Here is a 21,702-nt window from a genome sequence, read left to right as displayed (position 1 = left end):
CCTTCGACGTTCGCGTAGGAAAAATTCTTCGATGGCGCGGGGGCGCCCGTCATTCCGGCTCTGCTGTGAGGAGCAGGGGCATGCCATTCTCGCGTGCGACGTCCATCACCTGCTGGGCCTTCGTTTCGGCGACGTCGCGCGTGTAGACGCCCGCGACGGCGGCACCTTTGAAATGAACGGTAAGCATGATGTGGCGCGCCTCCGCTTCGTTCTTGTGGAAGAACCGCATGAGCACGAACACGACGAACTCCTGCGTCGTGTAGTCGTCATTGTGAAAAATGACCTTGTAGCGACGGGGCGTTGCCGAGATGGGCTTGTCTTCGAGCTCGACGTCGTCGCCATGCTCGGGCGTCGTCGGCGGCCCGTCCGGATCGTTGGGATCGTTGGGATCCCCGCCCGAAGCGCGGCTCGGGTCGCGGTCCCAGAGTCGCCCGAGACCCTCCGGTCGCCCATGGCGCGGGCGGTGGAGGAAGGTCGTGGAGCCCCCGGTGGGCCCCGTCAGCGAGCGAAGTTCATGCAAGATGTCGTCCTCCACGTTCGAACCACCATTGTGCGTCCCCCAGTGCCGCTCGCAAGACCCAACGGCGGCCGTTTTCCCGTCACCCCACACCGACGCCTACGCCGGATCCGAGCCTCATACGGTGCACGCCCCCCCGGCGCGGTCCGGTGAGGTGCTCGGGCGCCAGCGGAGGATACGCGTCCGAGCGCTAGGTACTTACCGATGTTGCCGCACTGTCGTCCGTTCCGGCGCCTTTCCCGCCGCCAGCCACGACAGTTAGGTTCGATGAACCTCCTCGTTGCATCTTCGGGGAGCGCTTCGAGCGCGAGGCAAAGGCCGCGGCTCAGCTTCGCACGCAGTACATCGTCCAGGTCTTCGACTTCGGCGTCCAACAGCGAAGGCACACCAGGCGGGCTGCTTCGGCGGCGGTGTCGGTCGCGCACGTCGCCCGCTTCGCCGAAGCTCGTTCGCGATCGACCGGAGGCGCCACGGCGACCCCGAAGGCCACGGCATCGTCGAAACCGAAACCGAAGCGCGTCGACCTCGGATTCTGAGGTTATGGTTGGAGCGATGACCGACGCTCCGCGCGAGAGCCCTACCGGCGCAGGTGGCGCCGGCGCCAGCCGCGGTGCCGACGCGCTCGTCCGCACGACCCGTTCGCTCCCCGAAGCGACTCTGCGCGCGGCGTATCTGAAGAGCTTGCTCCTCGCCAACGACGTCGTGGAGCTCGCGGCGTGTCTCGACATCGTGTGCGGGCGCGCCGAGCAGGCGGAGGCGGCGCCGCGCGAAGTGCTCGTCGCGTTGGTCGACGCGCTGAACGATCCTGCCTGCAAGGAAGTGGTGCAGCAGCTTCGCGAACAGGCGGCGAGTGCTCCGCACCTTGCGCTCGAACGCCTCGTGAGGCAGCCGCTTCGTGTTCCGGCGACGGCGCGCGACGTCCCCGATCCCGAGGACGATCGCATTCCCGACTACGGGCGCGGCCGACCGCTGACGCTCGGCGAGCGGAAGTCGCTCGCGCGTCGTCCCGATCGCGACATGCTCGAGCGGCTGCTGCGCGATCCGCATCCCGACGTGATTCGCCAGCTGCTCGTCAATCCGCGTTTGACCGAAGACGACGTCTTGCGCATGGCTGCGCGCCGTCCGTCTCGTCCGGACGTCCTGAGCGAGATTGCGCGCTCGTCGCGATGGGCACACCGCCCGAGACTTCGCATGGCGCTGGTGCTCAATCCCGACACGCCACTCGAGATTGCGGGGCCCATCCTTGGGCTACTCCTCCGTCACGAGCTTCGCCTCGTGGCGACTTCGCCGACCGTCGCTCCCGCGGTGCGCGCGCTCGCTCTCGAGCATCTGCAGCGTCGTCCGCCTGGCCAGTTCTCCGACGACGACGACGTTCTTCAGTAGCTGCGCGTCCTCTCGCAAGCCTGGTCGGGTTCGAGCGGGTTCGAGCGGGCCTGCGCGCCTTCAGCCTTCTTCTTCTTCGATTTCCCAGCGCTGGAGAGCGCTCACGCCGATCGCCGCCGCGCAACTCGGACAAAGCGGCGGCTCCTGGTAGCGACGCTCGTCGCCACGCGTCCATACGAGGAGCCCGCGACCCTGCACGTCGTAGCCCTCGTCGCCGTTCGTGTCGGAGGAGGAATTCGAGAGGTGCTCGGCGCAGACGTCACAGCGAACCGACTCCGTGTCCTCGAAGAGAACCGAGTGACTGGCAGCAACGAAACCTTTGGGTAGCTCGCTCATGGAAGGCGGGTCGAGAATAGCGCACGGCGCCTTGAAGGGCACGGCGGGCGACGCTCTCACGCATCAAGAGACGCGATGGAGTTGGGCTCGCGCGCTTGAGTTCATCGGTGACGGGTACAGGAGCGCTGCCATTGAAATGGCTCGGCTGCAACGCGGCACGCTCTGCGCCCGTTTTGCGCCCGTTTTTCTTTCCCGTGCCGACTCGATTCGACCGATGCCAAAAGTACTCAACCTTCGCGCGCGCCGGCCGATGGGGCCGTCATGCATCGCGCAGACAGGCTGATTTCCAAGGAAACGGTGCGTGAGCTCCTGACGGCGGCGGCCTTCCTCTTCGCGGTGCTCGGGATGTTCTCGACGGCGGGCTGCGCTTCGGTGCCGCCTCTGCCCCCCAAGGCGATCGAGCTGAACCGCGACGGCGCCGCGGCCCTCGCTGCGGGCGATCTCCTCACGGCGGAGGCTCGCCTCGCGGTCGCGATCGAGTACAGCCCGCGCTTTACGGAGGCGTGGGTGAACCTTGGCTACGTCGAGCTTCGTCGCGGCAACCTCACGCTCGCACGCAAGCACTTCGTCAAAGCGCGCGACCTCAACTCCGATCTCCCCGCACCCCATCACGCGCTCGGCGTGCTGGCCGATCGACGCGACCTCGGAAGGGAAGCCGAGGCCAACTACAGGCAGGCGCTCAAGGTCGACCCGGGCTTCGCCCCCGCACGCGTGAACCTGGCGCGTCGTCTCTTCGCGCGCGGGGCCTTCGAGGATGCGCGCGAACAGTTCCTGAGGCTCACGCAGGTCCAGGCCGACGTTCCGGCAGGCTACATCGGTCTGGCCGAGTGCTTGCTGCGTCTCGATCGCGAGCCCGAGGCCGACGATGTTCTCGCCCGCGCGCGCGCGCGATTCGGCGATACCCCCGAGCTCACCATGCTGGTGGCCCGCCAGCTTCTCCGTCGCGAGGCGTTTGCGGAGGCCGAGGAAATCCTGGCGCCGCTCACGGACGATGCGGACAAGCCGCGCGCGGCCTCCGCCTGGGCGTGGATCGGCGTGTCTCGACTCGCCCGAGGCGATCGCCATGGCGCAACCGACGCGGCGCACGAAGCGCTTGCCATCGATCGCGAGGATGCGGTGGCGCGCGACGTGCTCGCGAAGGCGCACTGAGCGCCCTAGAACACCGATTAGCGGAGAAGCAGGAACGCGGTGCCGGCGAGGAGAACGACGACGCCGAAGATGATTCCGACGACCATCCAGATCGGCACGTGGGTGCCGGGAATGTCGATGCGGTCGTCGTGGTCATAAGCGCCGTGGGCACCTTGCTCCTGCCATGCCGACGCGCCCGCACCCGCCGACGGGCGCAAGCTGTTGCTGGCGCCGGTCATGGCAGGCTCCGAGCCGCTCGGGCCCAGCGACGTGCCGGATGGCGAGGAGTTCGGACCCGCCATGCCGCCTTCGCCGCCTTCGTCGCCGAGGACGTACTTGCGGTACTTCAGCGGCTCGGTCTCGGCCTCGAGGGGCTTCAGGCCCGTGCCGTCGAACCGAACGATGATGACCGTGATGTTGTCGTGGCCACCGGCGTTGTTGGCGCGCTCGGTGAGGGCCTTGCAGATCTCGAGCGGCTCCGCGCCGGAGCGCAGCGCTTCGCGGATCTCCTCGAACCGCACCATGCCGGAGAGGCCGTCGGAGCAGAGGAGCAGGATGTCGCCCCGTCGAAGCTCGGCGTAGGTGAGGTCGACCTGCACCGTGTCGGACGTGCCGAGCGCCTGCAGGATGATGTTGTTGTGCTCGAAGGTTTCGGCCTCTTCTTCGGTGAGCTGGCCGGCTTCGATGAGCTGGTTCACGAGCGACTGGTCGCGCGTGAGCTGCACGAGGGTGTCGCCGCGGAGCACGTAGCCGCGCGAGTCACCCACCTGGGCGAAGAACAGGACCTCGTCGACGAGCGCCGCGGCCGTGACCGTGGTGCCCATGCCGCGTCGCGAACGATCCGCCTTCGCCTCGTGGAAGATGCGGAGGCCGGCGGTCTCGACAGCGCGAACGAGGCGACGGGCGAGCTCGTCCCGTCGGATGGGGCGCTCGGCGAGGCCGTCGACGAGGCGCTCGTAGATGATGTCGACCGCGAGCTGGCTGGCGATCTCGCCGGCCGCCGCGCCGCCCATGCCGTCGCAAACGGCAAAGACAGCGCCCTGCGGGCCGACGGCCGTCGCGCGGTTGGCCTCGAGCAGGCCGCGGGTCCGACGCGTGAGGTCGGCAACGAGGAAGTTGTCCTCGTTGTGCTCGCGCACCTGTCCGACGTCGGTACGCGCGAACAGGTTCACGCGGACCTCGCCGCTGGGCGACTCCTCCTCCTCCTCTGCCGAGGAGGGGCTCGGAACGGACGTCTCGGGCTGCGTCACGAGCAAACCCTCATCCTTTCAACCGGCTCTCACGCCGTCATCGCCGGCGCGCTGGCCGGGGGCCTCGAAGTCAATTCGGAACAGCTGCTGTCCAACTCGAAAGTGATCTCCGGACACCAGATCGACCTCTCCACGGATGCGCAAGAAGGTGCCGTTCGAAGAACCAAGGTCGACGAGGGCGAACTGAATCTCGCCTTCCGCGGTCGGTTTGGCGCTCGGGGCGAGGGGAGCGCCATCACGGCCGAGTACGCGCACGGCCGCGTGCCTTCGCGAGAGGAACGGATCCTCCGTGAACACGATATCCCCCGACTCTCGGCCGAGCACGGTCTCCATCTTCCGAACGTAGTAAACGTCGCGGGTGATCCCCTCGACGGTCCGCTGACCAAGCCGAGCGTACCTTGGAGCGGCTGGAGAGCCAAACAAGAGGGTACTGTGCTCGACCGCGGGGCCGAGTCCTGCATCGAAGCTGTTGGGGACGACCTCGAACTTCAAGACCTGTTGTCCGACGAGTATCAGATCTTGGTCCTGGAGCGGAACGGCGACCTCACTGGACGCCTCAGCTTCCGGGTGAGCGCCCCGCCCACCTGGGGTGCGACGCACCGCGTTCATGTCCCGGGCTGGAGAGAGCCGGAGGTACACGCCGTTCGTGCTCGCGAGATCCCGCAGCACGAGTTTTGTACCGGTCCACGCGATCCGGACGTGACGTGGTGAGAGATACGGATCCTCGCCGACGACGACATTGCCTTCCGTTCGGCCGATATCGAGCGTGTCCCCGACCGGGTAGCTCGGGCCGTCCGCGCCGCTTTTGGCGATGACGACGAGCCGACCTCGCGTCAGCGCCCGCGGTGCCGAAGGCTGGACAGGCTGGGCAGGCTGGGCAGGCTGGGCCGGGGGAGATGTGGCCGGCGGGGCGACCGCGGGTGTCGGTGCCGTCGCGGGGCGAACCAAGGCCTCAGCCGGCTGCGGCGGCGTCGCGTTCGGGGCAGCCTTCGGCAGCTCCAGGCGCTCGTGGGGCAGGAGCGGAGCGACGTCTGCGGGGCGAGCAACGACGGGCGGCCGTTCGACGGCAGGCTCGGCGTCGGCGAGCGGCGCGCCGCAGAACTTGCAGAACTGCGCGCCCGGGTCGACCGTTCCGCGGCATCGCCCGCACGTGCGTGGTGCGCGAGCCGGCGCAGGGCTTCCGCCACCGAGCTCCACCACGCGATTCGGCGCGATGGCAGGAAAACCTGGTGCCGGCGCGACCGCGGGGCCGCCTGCGCTGGCGGAGGAGCCGACGGGCCGGACGGGGCGGGATGCGCGGGATGCGCCGCGAGACCGAGCGTGCCCTGGGGCTTGGCCGTGGTCACCGGCGGCGGCGCTTCGAGCGTGCTTCCGCACGACGTGCAGTAGCGAAGGCCAGCCGCGTTCGGCGTCTCACAGACGCGACAGCGGACAGGAGCCGTCGTCGCGGGGGGGGCTTGTGGCGCTTGCGGAGCGGCCACGGGAGGCTCCGCGGGTGCGGTCGGCGCAAGCCACGGAGGCGGTGCTTCGCCTGCTTTCATGGCATGCGCCACTGGCGCCGAATACTCCGCGCCGAGCCCGATGGGGGGCGTCGGCGGCGCGATTCGGGGCCCAAGTCGTTGCCCGCACTCCTGGCAGAACGTCAGGTGCGGTGGGTTCTCGCGGCCGCACGTCGTGCACGTCATTCGCTTTCCGGATGGGACATCACGTGCGACGGACCGTCAAGCAGCGTTGTCGCAAAGCGCGGCCCTTCGAGGACCTTCGCGAGGTCTGCATTCAGCGCTTGCGTTCGGTGAAGATCGGATCTCGCTGTTCGAGCACGAGATCGAGCCCCACGAATTGCGCGATTCCGGCTTCGCGATCGGCACCGCTGGTGTCCGTGAAGCTGTTGAAGTGAAGGACGCGGTAGCCGACAGCGACCCCGACCACGGTGCGTCGGGTCACCTGCGCCTCGATGCCCGCACCCAACGACGCCGCCGGCCCGTAGGTGTCGACGCTCCACTCGTTGCCGTAGCCCGCAACCCCGAGGCCGAGCATCAGATACGGCTCCGTATCGCGCCCGGTCATCAGGTAGTAGCGCCCTTCGGCGCGTGCCTGCTGGAGGATCGCGAGTCGAAGCAGCTTGTTCGGATCCTGCTTCGACAACGCGTATGCGCCGCCGATGTAGAGCGAGCCGGTCCCCCGCCAACCTGCGCGAATCGTGATGCCGCCGCCCGTGCCGAGAATGCACGGCACCGTGGTGTTGCTACAGATCGCGCCCGCGGAGCTGAGAACTTCCGCCGTGAACGCGACGCCGTACTGGAGGTACACGACGTTCGTCGGCGGAGGCGGTGCGCGTTCGAAGTCCTGGATCGTGCGCGAGATCGGCGTGGTCGACTCCGGTTGCGCGATGGAGGGCGCCGCGGGCTCGCCTTCGGTGCCCGGCGGAGGCGTTGCCGTCGTAGGGGTGGGTGCGCCGCCGTCGGGCTCGGGCGCGGCCGGAACCGCGGTCGCAGGTTGTGATCGCGCTTCGGAGGGGACGAGAAACGCTGTCGCTGCGGCCCAGGACGCGAGCACGCCGATCGCGACATCGTATCGAAAAATACGATGTGAAATGCGGAGGCTCAGCCGTACTCCGGACGCCACGTGTGCATCATAACCTCGGGCCGTTGACGCGCTGCAACCGAGACCGTTCGGGGAGGCTTGCAAATCGGCGAAACAAATCTTCGTGACGATCTCGCCCGAGAGAGCGTTGACAGCGCCCGATGCCTTTGCGTATTCGTGGCGTTCGCTGGCTCCCGGAATCTCGGAGAAAGACTGATGGAGATCGTTCTCGATAAACGTGCGGTTCGGCAGATTCGTCTCTCGGCGCAGGATGCGATCGAGGAAGGGGACACCGAGACCCTGCGCGAGGACATCCTCGAAGCCTTCACCGAAGAGCAGGTGGAGGAGATCGAGCGTCGTCTCGACAGTGGTGACTTCTACGAGTTCCTCACGGAGATGCTCGACGAGTGGTCGGGCGACGACGTGGACGAGCTCTTCGAACTTCTCGATGCGCAACTCGGCGACATCGGCGTCGACGTGAAGTTCGAAAAGAAGGGTGCGGCCGAAGAGGCCGAAGACGAAAACGAAGAGAGCCTCGAAGAGTACGACGAGGACGAAGACGAAGACCTCGACGAGGACGACGAGGACGAAGACGACGAGGATGAGGACGAGGAAGAGGAAGCCGAAGACGACTGAGTCTTCGGCTCGCGGCTAGGCCGCAGCTCGTCACGTTGGGAGGGGAAGATGGGGCGCGATCCCGTCTTCCCCTTTTTCGTTGCTCACATATCTAGGGTGCCCCTGAGGGACGGACGTCCGTTCGCTCAGGGGTCGCTCCGCTCGCTGCCCGGCTCACGCGTGATGTACGCGTGGCATTCCTTCGGCGCCTTGCTCTTCTCGGGGCGCTTGAGGTTCGGGCAGTCGAGCGGCGCGCACGGCACGTAGCGCGAATCCGGAAATTCCTTGGTCAGGGTCGCGAGGCGATCGCACGCGACCTCGGTGTTTCCGTCTTTGCGCCAGAGGTCCGCCTCACGCCAGAGCGCTTCGGCGCGGCGCGGTGACGTGGTGAACTCCTTGTAGAAGCGGTGCAGGGTCTCGCGCGTCTTCCCGCGGTCGTGCAGGTCGTTCTCGTAGATGTCCGCGATGCGGAACATGGCGGGCGAGTAGCGGGGTCGCTCGTAGGTGCCCAGCATCGACGAGCTCTCGCGGTGCGAGAGAAGGCGCTCGAGATGCTCGATGGCCTTCTGCGGGTGCCCGAGCTTCGATTCGAGCTCGCTCGCGCGGAAGAGCGCGTCGTCGAAATAGGCCCCGAACGGGTAGGGCCAGCGATTCGCGACGTCGAGCATCGCGTCGCGTGCTTCCACCGTCTTTCCCTGGTCCGCGAGACGCTTGGCGCGTTCGTAGACGATGGCCTCGGTGATGCCGACGTTTTTGGGATCCTTGTCCGGCTCGACGATCCGCGGCGCGAGTCGCTCGAGCCGGGCGAGGGCAGCCGCCTCACCGCCCGTCTCTTCGTCGTGCCGAAGGATACGCCCGAGGGCGACGCGCGCCACGCCGCTCTGCGGATAGTCGATGATCACCTGCTCGAGCTCGCGATAGCCCGCTTCCTCGTCGACGCCGAGCGTGAGCTCCGCCGCCTTGTAGGCGGCTTGCGCCGAGTATTCGCTTGCGGGCCTCGCCTGAGCGATGGCGTGGAGCTCGCTTCGTGCGCGCCCGACGTTCCCCGAACGGGCCCACGCGAGCGCCGCCTCGTAACGTGTGTAGACTGCATCACGCGGGATCCTTGCCGACTTGCTCGCCTCGTCGAAGTGCGTGGCGGCCTGATCGAAGTGACCCGCGTGAATGGCACGCCGCGCCTCCGCCAGCGATTTCTCGTACGCTTCGCCCCGATTCGGAGCGCAGGCGCCGCCGACCAGTGCCGCGAGCAGAAGGGCCGACGCTCGCTTCATGCCCGCCTTACCTCTTCGATCGCGAGACGCAGGATGTCGGCCGCCTGCACCATCTCGGCGCTGGACACGTCGAGGTGCGTCACGGCACGGAGGCGCCGTGGACCGGAAGGATTGATCGCCAGGCCGAGCTTCCGCGCGGCGGAGGCGACGGCGTCGGCCGTCATGGCCGCATCGAGGTCGACGTTGACGATGTTCGTCTCGACACCGGCGAGGTCCACGCGAGCCCCCGCGACGCGCGCCACGTGCTCCGCGAAAATGGTGGCCTTGGCGTGATCTTCGCCGAGCCGATCGCGGTGATGCGTGAGGGCGTAGAGCGCGCCGGCGGCGAGAATGCCCGCCTGGCGCATGCCGCCACCCCACATCTTCCGAAGCCGTCGCGCGCGTTCGACGTTCTCTCTCGTCGTGCAGAGCGCGCTGCCGACCGGGGCACCGAGCCCCTTCGAAAAGCACACGCTCACGGTGTCGAACGGCGCGCAGAGCTCTCGCGGCGAAAGGCCCGTCTTCGCACTCGCGTTCCAGATGCGCGCACCGTCCAGGTGGACGCCGAGTCCGCGCGCTTTGGCAGCTTCGGCGATGGCGATTGCGTCGGCCTGCGGGAAGACGCGGCCGCCCGCGCGATTGTGCGTGTTCTCCACGCAGACGAGGCTCGTGCGCGGCGACCAGTAGGCGCCGCCCTGCACGCGCTCTTCCATCGCCGCGACGTCGAACAGACCGCCCGCGCCGGCGATGGCGAACTGGACGCCCGAGAGGGCAGGCCCTGCGCCGCTCTCGAAGAACACGACGTGGGCGCCCTCGCCCACGATGACTTCGTCACCAGGGCGCGTGTGGAGAGCGATGGCGAGCTGATTGCCCATGGTGCCCGAGGTGACGAAGAGCGCGGCTTCCTTACCGACGACCTTCGCGACTTCCTCCTCGAGCGCCCGCACGGTCGGATCCTCGCCCAAGACGTCGTCTCCGACCTCGGCGCGGGCCATCGCTTCACGCATCGCGGGGGTGGGACGGGTGACGGTATCGCTGCGAAGGTCGATCATCGGGACGGGCAGGATACGAGCTTGCGGCTCGTCCCTCACGTGCGAAGCGCAAGACCTCGAGCGCTTGCGTCAAAGCAAGGTCGTCCGAAATCGTCGCTCCGCCCAAACGATGCCTGCTCTAGTCTCGTCTAGCCTCGCGGCATCCGAACGACGGACACGCTCCAGCTTGGCCAACGTCCGGCGCGAAGACGTTTGCGCAGCCGTATTGCGGCGGCACGCGTTGTGCGCATAATTGGTTGAACCACTTGATGAGCCGATGAAGAAACCCCCTCCTTCCAGCGAGTCCAACGAGCCGGTCGACACTCTTTCGGTTCTCGGGCCGGTCGCACGCTCGAGCGTCGTCGATGCCGTCGCCGATCGGCTGCGCACCGAGATTCTCGCGGGGCGGCTCGCAGCGGGGTCGCGTTTGCCTTCGGAGCGAGAGCTCTCGCTCGCGCTCGGGGTCAACCGCTTGACCTTGCGCGCGGCGCTGGCGCGACTCGAGGCGATGGGTCTCGTGACGACGCGCCACGGTTCGGGCACGGAGGTCGCGCCTTGGCGCGAGCGTGCCGGCGTGGAAGCGCTCGGGATGGTGATGAGCTCTCTCGACCCGCAAGAGCCTGCGTGGTTCGAGCTGCTGACATCGCTGCTCGAGATCCGTCGCATTCTGGCGGCCGAGGCGGTCGCGCTCGCGTGCGAACGGCGCACGAACGAAGACCTTGCCGCGCTGCAACGGATCGCGGACGAGCAGGCAACGCGCCTTCATGACCCGATCGCGTATGCCCGCGGCGACCTCGCGTTCCAACGCGCCATGGCACGGGCGGCCCGCAACGTCGGCATCGAGCTCATCTTGAATTCCTTCGCGCGATTTCCCGAAGAGCAGCCGTCGCTCGTCGCAACCCTCTACGATCGCCGTGAAGCAGGGACGGGCTTTTACGCCGCGGTCATCGAGCTGGTGCGCGCAGGGGACGGCAATACCGCGCGCACGGCGGTGCAGAGTGTCCTGACGGCGATCGACGACGACTGGCTCCGTCGCCATGGGTACGGAACTGGCAGCAGTCCCCGGCAGGCCGTGTCGACGGCGCCGCCCGCCGACACTACGCCGAAGAAGCCTACCGACAAGCGTGACGCCGCTGTGCGCCGCACGCCGAAAAAGGGCATCAAAGGGAGGTAAACTGCATGAGGCCGCGTCTTCGTTCGTTCGAGCTCGCCTGGACCGATGCGGCCTTCGACGCGATTTTCCCCGAGCCCTCTGCGCTCACGGTGCCTTCTGCCCCGCGGTTACCGCATGGCATCGTCAAGCTGCATCCGGCACGGTTCTTCGACGACCTGCTCGTGGACGTTCCCCTCGAGCAATCGCTCGGCCTGCGGCTCGCCGTATGGATGGTCGCTTTCGCGCCGATATTCACGTTCCGTAGGCTCGGGACCATCGCGTCACTGCCCACGTCGGAACGCGTGCGGCTTCTCGAACGGCTCGTGGCGAGCCCGTTCTACGTGATTCGTCAGCTCGTCATTTCTCTCAAGTCGATCGGAACGTTGCTCTACGCGCGTTCGCCCTCGGTACGCGCGCGCATGGTGTCGCCCCATCGAGGGCCGGGCAAGCTCGTCGAGCTTCGTATGATTCGTGCCAGGAAGTCTCCTCGGATGTTCGGAGGGACCCCCCATGAGCACGCGGCCGAATGACGGGCATGAGCACGCCGGCAAGCCCCATCACGTCGACGACGCGCTACCCGAAGGCGCGGTCGTCGACGGCGAGACGCTGACGCGAGCGATCGACGACATTTTCGACGTCGTCGTCGTCGGCTCGGGAGCGGCGGGGGGTACCGCCGCGTACACGCTCGCGAGCGCAGGGCTCTCCGTCGGCATCGTCGAAGAAGGCCCTTGGATGCGCACGCGGGACATGCAGGAAGACGTCCACGACGTCTTCAGCCGCGTCATGCGGATGTCCGGCCTGCAGATGCTCCGCGGCAAGGCCTTCATGCCGGTGCTCCAGGGCCGCTGCGTCGGCGGGAGCACGCTCGTGAACTCCGCCATCGCGTGGCGGATCCCCGAAGACGTCGTCGACGAATGGCATGCGCGATTCGGCCTCGGAACGCACATCACGATGCGCGCGCTCGAACCGCAGTTCGATGCGCTCGAGCGCGATCTCAGCGTGAGCGAGGTCTCGGACGAGGTGCTCGGCGAGAACAACCGTCTCTTCGTCGAACAAGCCAAGAGGCGCGGGATCGTGACCCAACCGATGCGCCGCTACGATCGCGGGTGCAAAGGATCGGGCCAATGCCTCACGGGCTGCCCGCACGCCGCCAAGCAGGGCATGAGCGTGACGTACGTGCCGTGGACGCTCGCGCGGGGCGGTCGCATCTTCACCTCGTGCCGCGTCGAGCGGGTCGACGTCCGTGGGGGACGAGCGCGTTCGGTGCTGGCGCGTTCGGCGACCGGCCATCACGTGACCGTTCATGCGCGCTATGCCGTCGTCGTTGCGGCGAGCACCGTGCAGACGCCGAACATTCTCCGCCGGAGCGGCGTGCGAAGCCGCGCGCTCGGCAGGCACTTCCAGGTGCACCCGGCGCTCTCGCTGGGCGGCCTCTTCGACCGTCCCATCGAGATGACGTTCGGCGCGACGCAAGGCGCCGAGAGCATCCATTTCCGATCCACCGATCGTTTCAAGCTGGAGACGATCTCGCTGCCGCCTCATCTGGCAGGGGCGCGCTTGCCTGGCGTCGGTTACGAGCTCGGCTCGCGTCTCGCGCAGTTCGGACACGTGGCGGTCTGGGCCGCCCAGGTTCGTTCGCGCGCCGAAGGCACGGTCGGCGAAGCATGGGGAGGTGGCGACCGCATTCGCTACTCCGTCGAGGAGGACGACCTGCGCGCGGCCCGCAAAGCGACGGCGCTCATCGCCCGCATGATGTTCGAGGCTGGCGCGCGGGAGGTTTGGCCGAGCATCTTCGGAGTACCGAGCATCCTGCGATCGATTGACGAGGTGGCGCTGGTGGACGAGGCTCCACTCGATCCTCGGGCGTACAATTTCATCGCGACGCACCTCTTCGGCGCCGCGCGCATGGGGCACGATGCCTCGAGCTCCGTCGTCGATCCCGACTTCCGCGTTCACGACACGGAAGGTCTTTTCGTCGTCGACTCGAGTGTCTTCCCTACGAACCTTGGTGTGAATCCTCAGCACTCGATCATGGGCATGAGCAAGCTCGCGGCGTCGAGGCTTGCTGCCCGCATTCGAGGAGGTCGCATTGCGGCATGAGGGGGGCAAATGATACGCTGTAAGGTATGTGGTCGACCGAGCGGGCGGACGCCGTAAGACGAAGTAAGTCGAGCGTGACGGGCGCCGGGCTGAACCCGAGCTAACGCCATGATTGTGCGGCCCGTGACCCAACCGACCTCGCTTCCAGTTCTTGGGAAGTACACGCCATTCCTGAAACTCGGTCAGGGCGGAATGGCGGACGTGTACCTCGCGATATCCCAGTCCAGCGGGGGAGGGCTCTCGCGTCTCGCCGTCATCAAGCGTCTCCGAACCGACCTCGTGAAAGAGGAAGAGGACGATCGCGATGGCGACAAGGCCGACCACTTCGCGAAGATGTTCTGGGACGAGGCGAAGCTCTCGATGCTCCTCAACCACGCCAACGTCGTGCAGACGTTCGACGCGTGCGAGGAGGGCGGCAGCCTCTATCTCGTCATGGAGTACATCGAGGGGCCTTCGCTCAATCGCGTGCAGCGCGAGCTCGTCAAGCGCGGTCGCAGGCTGCCGGCGAAGCTTGCGGCCCGCGTCGTTGCCGACGTTCTCGCGGGCCTTCATTACGCACACGAATTGAAGGACTATGCAGGGGCGAAGCTGAACATCGTCCACCGCGATGTGAGCCCGCAAAACGTGATCGTCGGGTACGACGGCGCCATCAAGCTCGTCGACTTCGGCATCGCGAAGGCGGCGTTCCGGTCCACCGAGACGCGCGCGGGAACGATGAAGGGCAAGGCGCGCTACATGCCGCCCGAGCAGATTCTCGGAAAGGCCGTCGATCGTCGCGCGGACATCTATTCGGCGGGCGTCATCCTCTGGGAGCTCCTCGCGCAGCGCAAGCTCGTGAGCGGGGCGAACATGGTCGAGCAGCTCGTTGCAGCCGTGAAGGCCACGCCGCCTCGCCTCTCGACGGTCGTGCCCGACATCGATCCGGAGCTCGACGCCATCGTCCACAAAGCGCTCGCACGCGAGCCCGGCGATCGCTACGAGAGCGCCGCCGAAATGCGCGAGGCACTGCTCGCGACCATGCCGAAGCTCGACGCCGGCGAAGGCGATCTCGGCGCCATCGTCTCGGAGCTGTTCAAGGCTCACCGCGAGGAGATCGCGTCCTTGATTCGGCAGCGCGTGTCCGGAAGCCCCGGCTCCGAGGGGCAGGGGAGGGTCGCCGTGCCCAACGATCCGGAGATCTTCGTCCACCTCGACGAGCACTTCGAGCAGCAGCAGCCGAGGCGGCCGAGCATGAGCAACATCGTCAGCCTGCCCACCGCGGGCCTCGAGTCGATTGGCTCGGTCGGGCCCTTCGTGCAGGTCGACGCGAAGTCGCTTGCGCCGGCGCCACAGAGTAGCCGTCTCGTTCCGATGCTCGTGGCCTCGGTGGGCGTCCTCCTGCTCGGCATCGGTGCGCTGATCGGCGTCATCGTTGCGTCGTCCAAAAAGGAGACGCCGGTCGAGGCCAAAGCACTGCCCCAGCCCCCGCCTCTCGCAGCGGCGGCGATCGCGCCTCGTCCGGCGGTGGTCGAAACGGTGACGCCGCCAACCGCGCCGGCTCCTTCGGCGGAGGCCGAGGTTTTCGAGTCGGAGCCTTCTGCCGCGAAGCCTGCCGTCGCGCGAGGCTGGACCGCGCCAACTGGAAAGCCTCGGATTGCTCCGATCGTGCCCGCGCCGCCACCGAAACGAGCGGCGAGCGCTCCCGCGGAGGACTCGGCCGAGCCGACGATCGCCGCCCCGCCGGGGTACGTGACGCTCGACACCTATCCGTGGACGAAAGTCAGCGTGAACGGTCGCGCGCTCGGCAACACGCCGCTCGTGAAAGTTCCGCTTCCTCCCGGGACGCACACGGTCGTCTTCGAAAACCCCACCGAGGGGCTCCGTCAGACGACGACGGTCGTCATCAAGAGCGGCGAGACGACCACCAAACGCCTGGCGTTCTGAACGGCGATTCGCCCAAAAAGGAAAGGCGAGACGCCGGTGCGTCCCGCCTTCCGTGTTCCCTTCCGATTCTGAATCGTGTCAGTCGCAGCGCGCGCCGCCACACGCAGCGCCGAGCGTGGTGCGACCCGACGAAGCCGGCGTGTATTCGGTAGGCCGCAGGGCGAAGTAGCCGTAGGTCCCCGCAGCGGCGAGGAGCGCGCCACCCGCGATGTAGAACCACGGGCTCGCGAAGATCGACTTCTTCTCTTCCTTCGTCGCGTGAGCGGGCTCGGTGACGGTGGTGGATTTCGGTGCTTCGGGCGAGCCGTCCTCGAAGACGGCGCTGTCCTTCGCGTCGACCGCGCGCACGTAGTATTCGAGGCGCGTCGAGCTCGAAGGATTCGCTTCGACCTCGATCTGCTTCGTTCCGGGTTCGACCGTCGTCATCGCGTAGTCGCGTGCGGGGGCCCAGCGATAGCCAACCGTGACGCGCTTGACCGTGCCGAGCGGATCGCGCGTGGCGACACGGATCTGACCGACCTGGCCGTAGGTCACGAACGTCTCGACGTCCATGCCGGGCTTGCGGCCCTGCGCCTGCCAGTAACCGCGCGCCTCGGCGAACGGGTCGGAAAAGCGCGGTCCGAGCTTGCCGTCGAGCTTGAACTCGGGATCATACTGGAGCAGGAGCACGAACGCCTGTTTGGCCTGTTCGCCGTGCCCCTGCGCAGCATGCGCAAGAGCAGCCACGCGGCATGCGCGAGTGAGGACGTCGTGGCTCAGTCCGCGCTGGCCAAGAACGGCCTCGGCGGCGTTCGTTGCGGTCGCGTAATCGAGCGCCGCGTAAGCGTTCTCGGCGGATGCGAGATCACTCTCCACGCCCGCGAACGAGGGGCCCGCGAGGGCGGTGGCGGCGACGAAACCGGCGATGGCGAAGAAGCGAGAAATGCGGGTCGGACGCATGGCGATCTCGTGGGTTACTGGCACGCGCCGGAGCACTTGTCAGAGAGTTTCACGCACTGGGTCGTGGCGAGTTTCTGCTTGTTGTCGATGAAGCTGAGCGGAATCGGCAGAGCCTCGGTGGCTCCGTAGTTGGACTGCACGACGCAACCTGCGAAGACATCCGCGCTGCCGATCTGACCGACGGCGAGCATCGTGTACGTCTCGTTGATGGGCAGCTGGAAGGTGCTGCCTTGCCCGCCCGCGAGCTGGCAGGGCGACAGCGCGCCAGTCTCGGTGACGGTCGGCGGGAGCGGCTGCTGCGTTTGGCGCAGACGAACGAGCTCGCTGCACGACGCCGGCGTTCCAGCGAACACGTACACCTTGACCGAGTCGGTGAGGACGGCCGCCGACGTCGATGGAAATGCAATGTTGAAGTTGACCGGCGGCGGATCCGACTCGGTTTTCGCCGCGCAGGCCGCGAGCGTGAGGGCGGTTCCGATGCACGCAAGAATCGAAGCTCGGATGTTCATCGATGGACTCGTCGAGAGGACGTTGGAAGCAGGACGGGAGGGGCGTCGCGGAATCAGAACGCGAGCCGACGCGAGACGGTTTCACCGGCCTTGATGACGACGACGGTCGTCTGGTGCACCTTCTCGTTGGGGTTCTCGAGCGTGAGCACGTGCGTTCCTGCGGGAAGCGGCACACGAACGAGCGGAGTGTCGCCGAGCACGCGTCCTTGCGCGGTCACGCGCGTCCACGGATACGTGTCGATCGTGAGGTATCCGGTCGATGCCGGGCCCGGGCGTTCGGGCGCATCGACGCTGACCGACGGTGCTGCCGACGGCGCAGCCTTTGGCGTCGGGGCTGGGGGAGGCGCGGAATGCGGCGTGGGGTAACCGGTCGAGCGAGGCTGCGGGATCGGCGCAACGGCGGCGATTCGTCGAGTTTCGGGCTTGGGATCCGGGCGCGCGGGGCCCGCTGGGACGGCTGCGCCAGCGGCCGATTCGCCCTCGTTGAGCGCGAGGCGTGGACCGGAGTCGGCGTGGATCTCGGGGCCCGCCGAGGCCGCCTCGCTGGGGGCGATCGCGGCGCTCAACGCCTTCTTTCCGGCGTCGTCATCGTCGTGGTGGCGCGTCGCGATCACGAACGTTGCCGCGGCGACGGCGCCGATGCCGACGAACGTTGCCACCAGCAGTCCTTTGAGACGGCGCTCTTTCTGGTTCGGTAGGTTGAGCGCCGCAAGAGGTTCGCTTGCCAGCGTCGAGCCCGGCGGCGTGGCCGCGAGCGAGCTGCTCGGCGCACTGCCGTCGTAGCCCGGGTTCGAAATCGACTCCGGCGAGGGGGCGGCTGGGCGCAGGCTCGGGAGCTTCTCGACCGTGGTTTCTGATCCCGACTTGAGCCGCGAGAGATGCGCCTCGATCGTGCTGCGCGTCGTCGTGCGCTCGGCGGTGAACACCTCCCCCACGACCGCGCCCACCTCGCGCATCGTCACCGCCGGCGCGTTCTCGCGAAGGAACGTCTCGAGCTCCGCACGCAACTCCGCGGCGCTCGCGAAGCGCGTCTCGCGATCTTTCGTGATCGCGCGATTGCAGATCGCGATCAACGCCGGCGGCGCATCGGGCGCAACGTCAGCGAGCAAGGGCATTTCGCCCTTGATGATCCGCGTGAGCACCTCGACGTCGCTCTTCTTGTGCCACATGCGCTGGCCAGCGACGGCTTCCCAGATCATGACGCCAGCAGCGAACACGTCCGAGCGGGGATCGATGTCGCCACCGATCTGTTCCGGTGCCATGTACGCCGGCTTGCCCTTCAGCATGCCCGTGCGCGTCTCGATGTTCGAGTCGAGCGCCTTCGCGATGCCGAAGTCGACGAGCTTCGCTTGCCCGTCGTACGTGAGGAACACGTTCTGCGGGGACACGTCACGGTGGACGATGCCCAGCGGCGAGCCATCGAAGTCCGTGAGCGTGTGCGCGTAGTGCAAGCCGTCGAGCATCTCGCAGATGACTCGCAGGTGCATGTCGCGTGTGAAGAGGGTGTTCTTGCGACGGAGCAGACGCGCGAGCGTCACGCCATCGAGGTAATCCATCACGAGGTAGTGACGGTTTCCTTCGTTCCCGACTTCGTGTGTCTGCACGATGTTCGGGTGACTGAGACGCGCAGCGAGCCGCGCCTCCTCCTGGAACATCTCGAGGAATTGAGGATCCTCGACGAGCTCCGGCTTCAGCTCCTTGACGACGACGAGTTTGCTGAACCGGGCGGGACCGTGGGCGACGGCCAGATACACGATGCCCATCCCGCCCCGGGCGATCTCCGCAACCAGCTGGTACTTGCCCAGTTTCAAGCCCTAACCTCCGCTCACGTCAATTCGAAGTCGAGAGCACGGACTCACTCAGCGTCGACACCAGCGTGAAAACGCCCCCCTGGACCCTCCACACCGAGAAGTCCGACCGCACCGATCCATTGTCCTGGAAATCGAGCGAACCAGACACACCCTGGTAATTCAATGTTGGGGTGCGACGGACTCTCTCGAGCATGTCACCCATTTTGGCAGGGGTCACGGTTTGGCCGGTCCCCGAGAGTTGGAAGAGAGCTTCTCGAAGCTGCTTTACGTCACTCGAAGTTTGCGCGCGCTCCATCGCCATGGCGAGCATCACCGTGGCGTCGTATGCCGTGGAGCTGTAGCGCCCCAGATCGAGCCCAGGGAACTGCGCCGCGAACAGGTTGTTGAAGGCAGCGAACTCCTGGGAGACGGAGAAGTCGTCTCGCTTGGGAGGCACGGTGTCGGCGGCCGCGGAGAAGCTTCCTTCGGCCGCCGTCGGCGAGGCCTTGTCGGCCGGATCGGCGCGGCTCGCGGAGAGGAAGTCGTTCTGCCGGAAGCCGTCGGAGCCGAGCGTGACGAAGTCGGTCCAACCGCCGCGCTGGGTGTCCTTCCCGGTGTAGTCCTTGAATGCGCGGATGTAGTCGGCTGCGAGCGTGGGCTGCGCAACGACCACCTGGCACTGGACCGCGTTGGTCTGCGTCGGCATCGCCAGCGCACCGACCTGCGCGGCCGCGCTCGCGAGCGTCTGCGAGTTCGCCGTGGCGGCGTCGAGCGTGATGGTCTGTTTGACCTGCACGTGCAGGCGCGTGTACGCCAGCGTGAGCTGTTCGGCGATCGGTGAGCCGTAGGAATCGTTCTGCACGACGAGCGCGAGATAGGGGCAGCGCCGCGTGTTGTTGATCGAGTCCGACGACCACTGCGAGAGCGCCGCCGCGAGGAATGCGTCGGTCGCGGCCGTGCGGAAGAGCACCGGGGCCCTGGTGTTGGGCGCCGCCGTGACACCGTCGTTGATGTGATCGAGCAACGGGGACGTTGCGCTCGGCGAGACGTAGAGGATCTTGTCGCTCACGATCAGATCCTTCAACTCGAGCGCGGCTTGGCTCGTCGACGGCCCGACGGCAGCGACGACTCCGTTCGCAGCGAGCTCCTCGACGCGAGCACGCGTCTGCTTCGGATCGCTCCGGTCGTCGACCGTGACGAGCTGGATCTGTCGGCCGCCAAGGATGCCCCCGAGCGCGTTGATCTGCGCGACGGCGACCTCGGCTCCGCGCTTCGCTTCCGAACCGATGCTGCTGAAGTCTCCGCTCAACGAGAGCACGAGACCCATCTGCACCACGTTCGCATTCGCGGCGGTCGGAGCCGGTGTGACGGCTTCGCCTTTGTCACTGCAGGCCGGGAGGAAGCCGGCCACGCTGATCGAAAGTGCAACAGCAGTGAGCGAGATACGCGAGAGGGCAAGTCTGTTCATGGGAGACGCAAAAGGAAGCGTAACCTCCATGCGATGAAATTGGCTAGCTCAGAGAAGCAAAGAATTTCGAACTTGAAACTTGGCATTCCCTGGCGACGCCCTGAGACGCAATGAGACCAATTGAGGTCACTCGAACGACCAGGTCGCGACAACGAAGGAGTGGGTGTCGGATTCGTGTTGAACAATGCCTCTACGCGGGCGTGCATAGGTAATTCGTGAAGCGACCTGCGGCGCCGGAGACGGTTTTGCGGAAACGTTTGTTCCTGCGCGCCAGCCACTCCACTCCGTTCCGCGCTTCTCCCTCCGGTGCTTCCGGTCCTTCCGCGCCCTCCACGCCCGTCCACGGCGTCCCCGCCATCCACGCGCAGGACGGTCGTCGTGCTCGTTGGCGAAGAGAGAGACGCCGCGCGTAACGCAGGACGACGTACGTCGGGGGTGGCCGAGGAGCGTGGCGACGTCGCGTGGTCGTCTGCCGACGCCGGAGAGGAGCCCGCCGCGAGTCGCGAGCCGCGAGCCAGAGAGAGCCCGCGCATGTCACCCGATCGGTGGACGTCGAGACGTCGCCACGGCGCCCCCTGCTTTCCAGGCGGTTCGAAGAATCGGCGCAGGCAACGATCGAAAATTCCTTGACTCTGATCGTGGCTCGACGTACTTGGTGCCCATGTTCGACGGCGCTCTCGGCGCTTCGGACGGCTGGTTCCCCTGGTGTTTGTACAGCGGGCGGAACCGCAGAAAACCAATCGCCACCTTAGCTCAGTGGTAGAGCAACGGTTTCGTAAACCGTAGGTCTCGAGTTCAAGTCTCGAAGGTGGCTCCAACAGATGCGGTTTCCTCGCGGGAGCCGCAAGAGCTGTCGTGAACGGTAGCCTTTCGCTTGGTAAGAGCGGATGCCCGTACGCGGCAGTTTTTCATTTTGTCGGCTGGCCGTCGTAGCGACCACGCAGCGCCACGCGCCACGCGACGTTGGGCGGCGGCGTTGGTCGGCGCGCCGCCCGGTCTGTCGCGCTGCCAGCGTCACATAGCGCGCGAGGGCCCGAGGTCACGATAGGACCGGTGCGCGCTCGCACCTCGCATTCGTAGCCTCGTGGCCACGGGGCCTTGTCGAGCGACTCGGGTTGCTGGACTCTTAAGGATGGACGATGCGCGCTGGCGCTGCGCGTCATCGTGGAGCCTTCGGTTCAACAGCCCCGCTCGTGTGCGTGAGGTGTGCCTTCGTCGGATTCTGTCCGTGCTGGGTGACCGCCCACTCGTCATTTGCTCGGAGCCCGATAGCGTCCACACTGGAGAGAGGTCGGGCGTCGCTTCGCGACTCGACGCGGGTGTCGGGCCGACGCGCTCACCGGAGCGTCCGCCGTACGGTGTCGAACGTGCGACGTGCACCGTCACAAGCGATCCCGGACGTCGGGCGGCGGCGCGGATCTCGACTTGTTGTGGACTTGAGTCCCGCACTTTGAGTTGAAAAATCGGCGCGGAAAATGCGCGTCAAAATTGCGAATCGCGGGGCAGTCTGAGAATTGCATCGTCTGTTGAGACGGTGATTGCACTATCCGAAATGTGATTAGCCCCGGATTCATCAATTCCGATCCTGCAATGGCACCTCAATGCCACCAGGGTGGTGGTGAGAACGGGTAGTTCGTGAAGTTGGCGTCAACCGATTGGTTGGTTCTCGGTTCAAAAAAATGCGCTACGGAACAATTCTTTCCGTAGCCGCGGCCGTGGGAAGGCGG

Annotated in this window: 19 protein-coding genes, 1 tRNA gene and 1 pseudogene; 8 read left to right on the top strand and 13 right to left on the bottom strand. The window is 66.7% G+C overall.

Features of this window, described 5'->3' with window-relative positions:
• Window positions 1-49: 49 nt before the first annotated feature.
• Together AKJ09_RS55825 and AKJ09_RS53770 are read right to left on the bottom strand one after the other, a co-directional pair.
• Complete coding sequence (locus tag AKJ09_RS55825) at window positions 50-520, bottom strand: ATP-dependent Clp protease adaptor ClpS (RefSeq protein ID WP_275936702.1); 471 nt, start codon at window positions 518-520, stop codon at window positions 50-52.
• A 322-nt stretch (window positions 521-842) separates the two neighbouring features.
• The gene (locus AKJ09_RS53770) at window positions 843-1,007 is read right to left on the bottom strand and encodes a hypothetical protein (RefSeq protein WP_169928369.1); all 165 of its coding nucleotides are present in this window, start codon (window positions 1,005-1,007) and stop codon (window positions 843-845) included.
• A gap of 62 nt (window positions 1,008-1,069) precedes the next feature.
• Between AKJ09_RS53770 and AKJ09_RS44300 the strand changes: the two genes are divergently transcribed.
• The gene (locus AKJ09_RS44300) at window positions 1,070-1,900 is read left to right on the top strand and encodes a hypothetical protein (RefSeq protein WP_146653889.1); all 831 of its coding nucleotides are present in this window, start codon (window positions 1,070-1,072) and stop codon (window positions 1,898-1,900) included.
• Between the two features lie 60 nt (window positions 1,901-1,960).
• Here AKJ09_RS44300 and AKJ09_RS44295 read toward each other — a convergent pair whose 3' ends face one another.
• The gene (locus AKJ09_RS44295) at window positions 1,961-2,236 is read right to left on the bottom strand and encodes a hypothetical protein (protein WP_146653888.1); all 276 of its coding nucleotides are present in this window, start codon (window positions 2,234-2,236) and stop codon (window positions 1,961-1,963) included.
• 261 nt (window positions 2,237-2,497) lie between these two features.
• Between AKJ09_RS44295 and AKJ09_RS44290 the strand changes: the two genes are divergently transcribed.
• Window positions 2,498-3,385: a tetratricopeptide repeat protein gene (locus tag AKJ09_RS44290; RefSeq protein WP_146653887.1), complete on the top strand. Its 888-nt coding sequence runs from the start codon at window positions 2,498-2,500 to the stop codon at window positions 3,383-3,385.
• A gap of 17 nt (window positions 3,386-3,402) precedes the next feature.
• Here AKJ09_RS44290 and AKJ09_RS44285 read toward each other — a convergent pair whose 3' ends face one another.
• From AKJ09_RS44285 to AKJ09_RS44270, 4 genes and pseudogenes are all read right to left on the bottom strand, one after another.
• Window positions 3,403-4,614: a Stp1/IreP family PP2C-type Ser/Thr phosphatase gene (locus tag AKJ09_RS44285; RefSeq protein WP_169928368.1), complete on the bottom strand. Its 1,212-nt coding sequence runs from the start codon at window positions 4,612-4,614 to the stop codon at window positions 3,403-3,405.
• Between the two features lie 18 nt (window positions 4,615-4,632).
• Window positions 4,633-5,991 carry an FHA domain-containing protein gene (locus AKJ09_RS44280; protein ID WP_240488839.1) on the bottom strand — a complete coding sequence of 453 codons (1,359 nt, stop codon included), beginning with the start codon at window positions 5,989-5,991 and terminating at the stop codon, window positions 4,633-4,635.
• Between the two features lie 53 nt (window positions 5,992-6,044).
• Window positions 6,045-6,299, bottom strand: a pseudogene (locus AKJ09_RS56445) (FHA domain-containing protein); the annotation flags it as partial.
• Window positions 6,300-6,390: 91 nt separating this feature from the next.
• A complete protein-coding gene (locus AKJ09_RS44270) occupies window positions 6,391-7,170 on the bottom strand; it encodes a hypothetical protein (RefSeq protein WP_146653883.1) in 780 nt (259 codons plus the stop codon).
• Between the two features lie 243 nt (window positions 7,171-7,413).
• Between AKJ09_RS44270 and AKJ09_RS53765 the strand changes: the two genes are divergently transcribed.
• Window positions 7,414-7,833, top strand: coding sequence for a hypothetical protein (locus AKJ09_RS53765; RefSeq protein ID WP_169928367.1), 420 nt, complete (start codon window positions 7,414-7,416; stop codon window positions 7,831-7,833).
• Between the two features lie 125 nt (window positions 7,834-7,958).
• On the opposite strand, the gene AKJ09_RS44260 is transcribed toward AKJ09_RS53765, so the two are convergent.
• The gene (locus AKJ09_RS44260) at window positions 7,959-9,083 is read right to left on the bottom strand and encodes a tetratricopeptide repeat protein (protein ID WP_146653882.1); all 1,125 of its coding nucleotides are present in this window, start codon (window positions 9,081-9,083) and stop codon (window positions 7,959-7,961) included.
• Complete coding sequence (locus AKJ09_RS44255; RefSeq protein WP_146653881.1) at window positions 9,080-10,114, bottom strand: threonine aldolase family protein; 1,035 nt, start codon at window positions 10,112-10,114, stop codon at window positions 9,080-9,082. The genes AKJ09_RS44260 and AKJ09_RS44255 overlap by 4 nt, the downstream gene beginning before the upstream one ends.
• A gap of 256 nt (window positions 10,115-10,370) precedes the next feature.
• Between AKJ09_RS44255 and AKJ09_RS44250 the strand changes: the two genes are divergently transcribed.
• The 4 genes from AKJ09_RS44250 (at window position 10,371) to AKJ09_RS44235 (ending at window position 15,269) form a co-directional block, all read left to right on the top strand.
• A complete protein-coding gene (locus AKJ09_RS44250) occupies window positions 10,371-11,267 on the top strand; it encodes a FadR/GntR family transcriptional regulator (RefSeq protein WP_146653880.1) in 897 nt (298 codons plus the stop codon).
• Window positions 11,268-11,272: 5 nt separating this feature from the next.
• A complete protein-coding gene (locus tag AKJ09_RS44245) occupies window positions 11,273-11,776 on the top strand; it encodes a hypothetical protein (RefSeq protein WP_146653879.1) in 504 nt (167 codons plus the stop codon).
• Window positions 11,757-13,346 (top strand): GMC family oxidoreductase N-terminal domain-containing protein, encoded by a 1,590-nt coding sequence (locus AKJ09_RS44240; RefSeq protein ID WP_146653878.1) that lies wholly within the window; start codon window positions 11,757-11,759, stop codon window positions 13,344-13,346. Before AKJ09_RS44245 ends, AKJ09_RS44240 begins: the two co-directional genes overlap by 20 nt.
• A gap of 108 nt (window positions 13,347-13,454) precedes the next feature.
• Window positions 13,455-15,269, top strand: a complete 1,815-nt coding sequence (locus AKJ09_RS44235) for a serine/threonine-protein kinase (protein ID WP_146653877.1) — start codon at window positions 13,455-13,457, stop codon at window positions 15,267-15,269.
• Window positions 15,270-15,347: 78 nt separating this feature from the next.
• On the opposite strand, the gene AKJ09_RS44230 is transcribed toward AKJ09_RS44235, so the two are convergent.
• From AKJ09_RS44230 to AKJ09_RS44215, 4 genes are read right to left on the bottom strand one after another with little or no spacing between them, the layout of a single operon-like run.
• On the bottom strand, window positions 15,348-16,208 hold the full coding sequence (locus AKJ09_RS44230) for a hypothetical protein (protein WP_146653876.1): 861 nt from the start codon (window positions 16,206-16,208) through the stop codon (window positions 15,348-15,350).
• A 14-nt stretch (window positions 16,209-16,222) separates the two neighbouring features.
• A complete protein-coding gene (locus AKJ09_RS44225) occupies window positions 16,223-16,717 on the bottom strand; it encodes a hypothetical protein (protein WP_146653875.1) in 495 nt (164 codons plus the stop codon).
• 53 nt (window positions 16,718-16,770) lie between these two features.
• Window positions 16,771-18,528 (bottom strand): serine/threonine-protein kinase, encoded by a 1,758-nt coding sequence (locus tag AKJ09_RS44220; protein WP_146653874.1) that lies wholly within the window; start codon window positions 18,526-18,528, stop codon window positions 16,771-16,773.
• 19 nt (window positions 18,529-18,547) lie between these two features.
• Complete coding sequence (locus AKJ09_RS44215; RefSeq protein ID WP_169928366.1) at window positions 18,548-19,975, bottom strand: ABC transporter substrate-binding protein; 1,428 nt, start codon at window positions 19,973-19,975, stop codon at window positions 18,548-18,550.
• Window positions 19,976-20,717: 742 nt separating this feature from the next.
• Between AKJ09_RS44215 and AKJ09_RS44210 the strand changes: the two genes are divergently transcribed.
• Window positions 20,718-20,792: transfer RNA gene (locus AKJ09_RS44210), tRNA-Thr, on the top strand.
• Window positions 20,793-21,702: the final 910 nt, after the last annotated feature.

Source organism: Labilithrix luteola (assembly GCF_001263205.1).
Taxonomy (GTDB): domain Bacteria; phylum Myxococcota_A; class Polyangia; order Polyangiales; family Polyangiaceae; genus Labilithrix; species Labilithrix luteola.
The sequence above is the reverse complement of the archived record's forward strand: the minus strand, read 5'-3'. Positions and strand labels throughout refer to the sequence as shown.

What these genes read in the sequence shown, in the direction of transcription:
- AKJ09_RS44230 (WP_146653876.1), bottom strand. Translation starts at nt 16,208, where the DNA reads ATGCGTCCGACCCGCATTTCTCGCTTCTTCGCCATCGCCGGTTTCGTC.
- AKJ09_RS44255 (WP_146653881.1), bottom strand. Translation starts at nt 10,114, where the DNA reads ATGATCGACCTTCGCAGCGATACCGTCACCCGTCCCACCCCCGCGATG.
- AKJ09_RS44235 (WP_146653877.1), top strand. Translation starts at nt 13,455, where the DNA reads ATGATTGTGCGGCCCGTGACCCAACCGACCTCGCTTCCAGTTCTTGGG.
- AKJ09_RS44225 (WP_146653875.1), bottom strand. Translation starts at nt 16,717, where the DNA reads ATGAACATCCGAGCTTCGATTCTTGCGTGCATCGGAACCGCCCTCACG.
- AKJ09_RS44290 (WP_146653887.1), top strand. Translation starts at nt 2,498, where the DNA reads ATGCATCGCGCAGACAGGCTGATTTCCAAGGAAACGGTGCGTGAGCTC.
- AKJ09_RS44240 (WP_146653878.1), top strand. Translation starts at nt 11,757, where the DNA reads ATGAGCACGCGGCCGAATGACGGGCATGAGCACGCCGGCAAGCCCCAT.
- AKJ09_RS44295 (WP_146653888.1), bottom strand. Translation starts at nt 2,236, where the DNA reads ATGAGCGAGCTACCCAAAGGTTTCGTTGCTGCCAGTCACTCGGTTCTC.
- AKJ09_RS44245 (WP_146653879.1), top strand. Translation starts at nt 11,273, where the DNA reads ATGAGGCCGCGTCTTCGTTCGTTCGAGCTCGCCTGGACCGATGCGGCC.
- AKJ09_RS53765 (WP_169928367.1), top strand. Translation starts at nt 7,414, where the DNA reads ATGGAGATCGTTCTCGATAAACGTGCGGTTCGGCAGATTCGTCTCTCG.
- AKJ09_RS44300 (WP_146653889.1), top strand. Translation starts at nt 1,070, where the DNA reads ATGACCGACGCTCCGCGCGAGAGCCCTACCGGCGCAGGTGGCGCCGGC.
- AKJ09_RS44250 (WP_146653880.1), top strand. Translation starts at nt 10,371, where the DNA reads ATGAAGAAACCCCCTCCTTCCAGCGAGTCCAACGAGCCGGTCGACACT.
- AKJ09_RS44260 (WP_146653882.1), bottom strand. Translation starts at nt 9,083, where the DNA reads ATGAAGCGAGCGTCGGCCCTTCTGCTCGCGGCACTGGTCGGCGGCGCC.
- AKJ09_RS44215 (WP_169928366.1), bottom strand. Translation starts at nt 19,975, where the DNA reads ATGAACAGACTTGCCCTCTCGCGTATCTCGCTCACTGCTGTTGCACTT.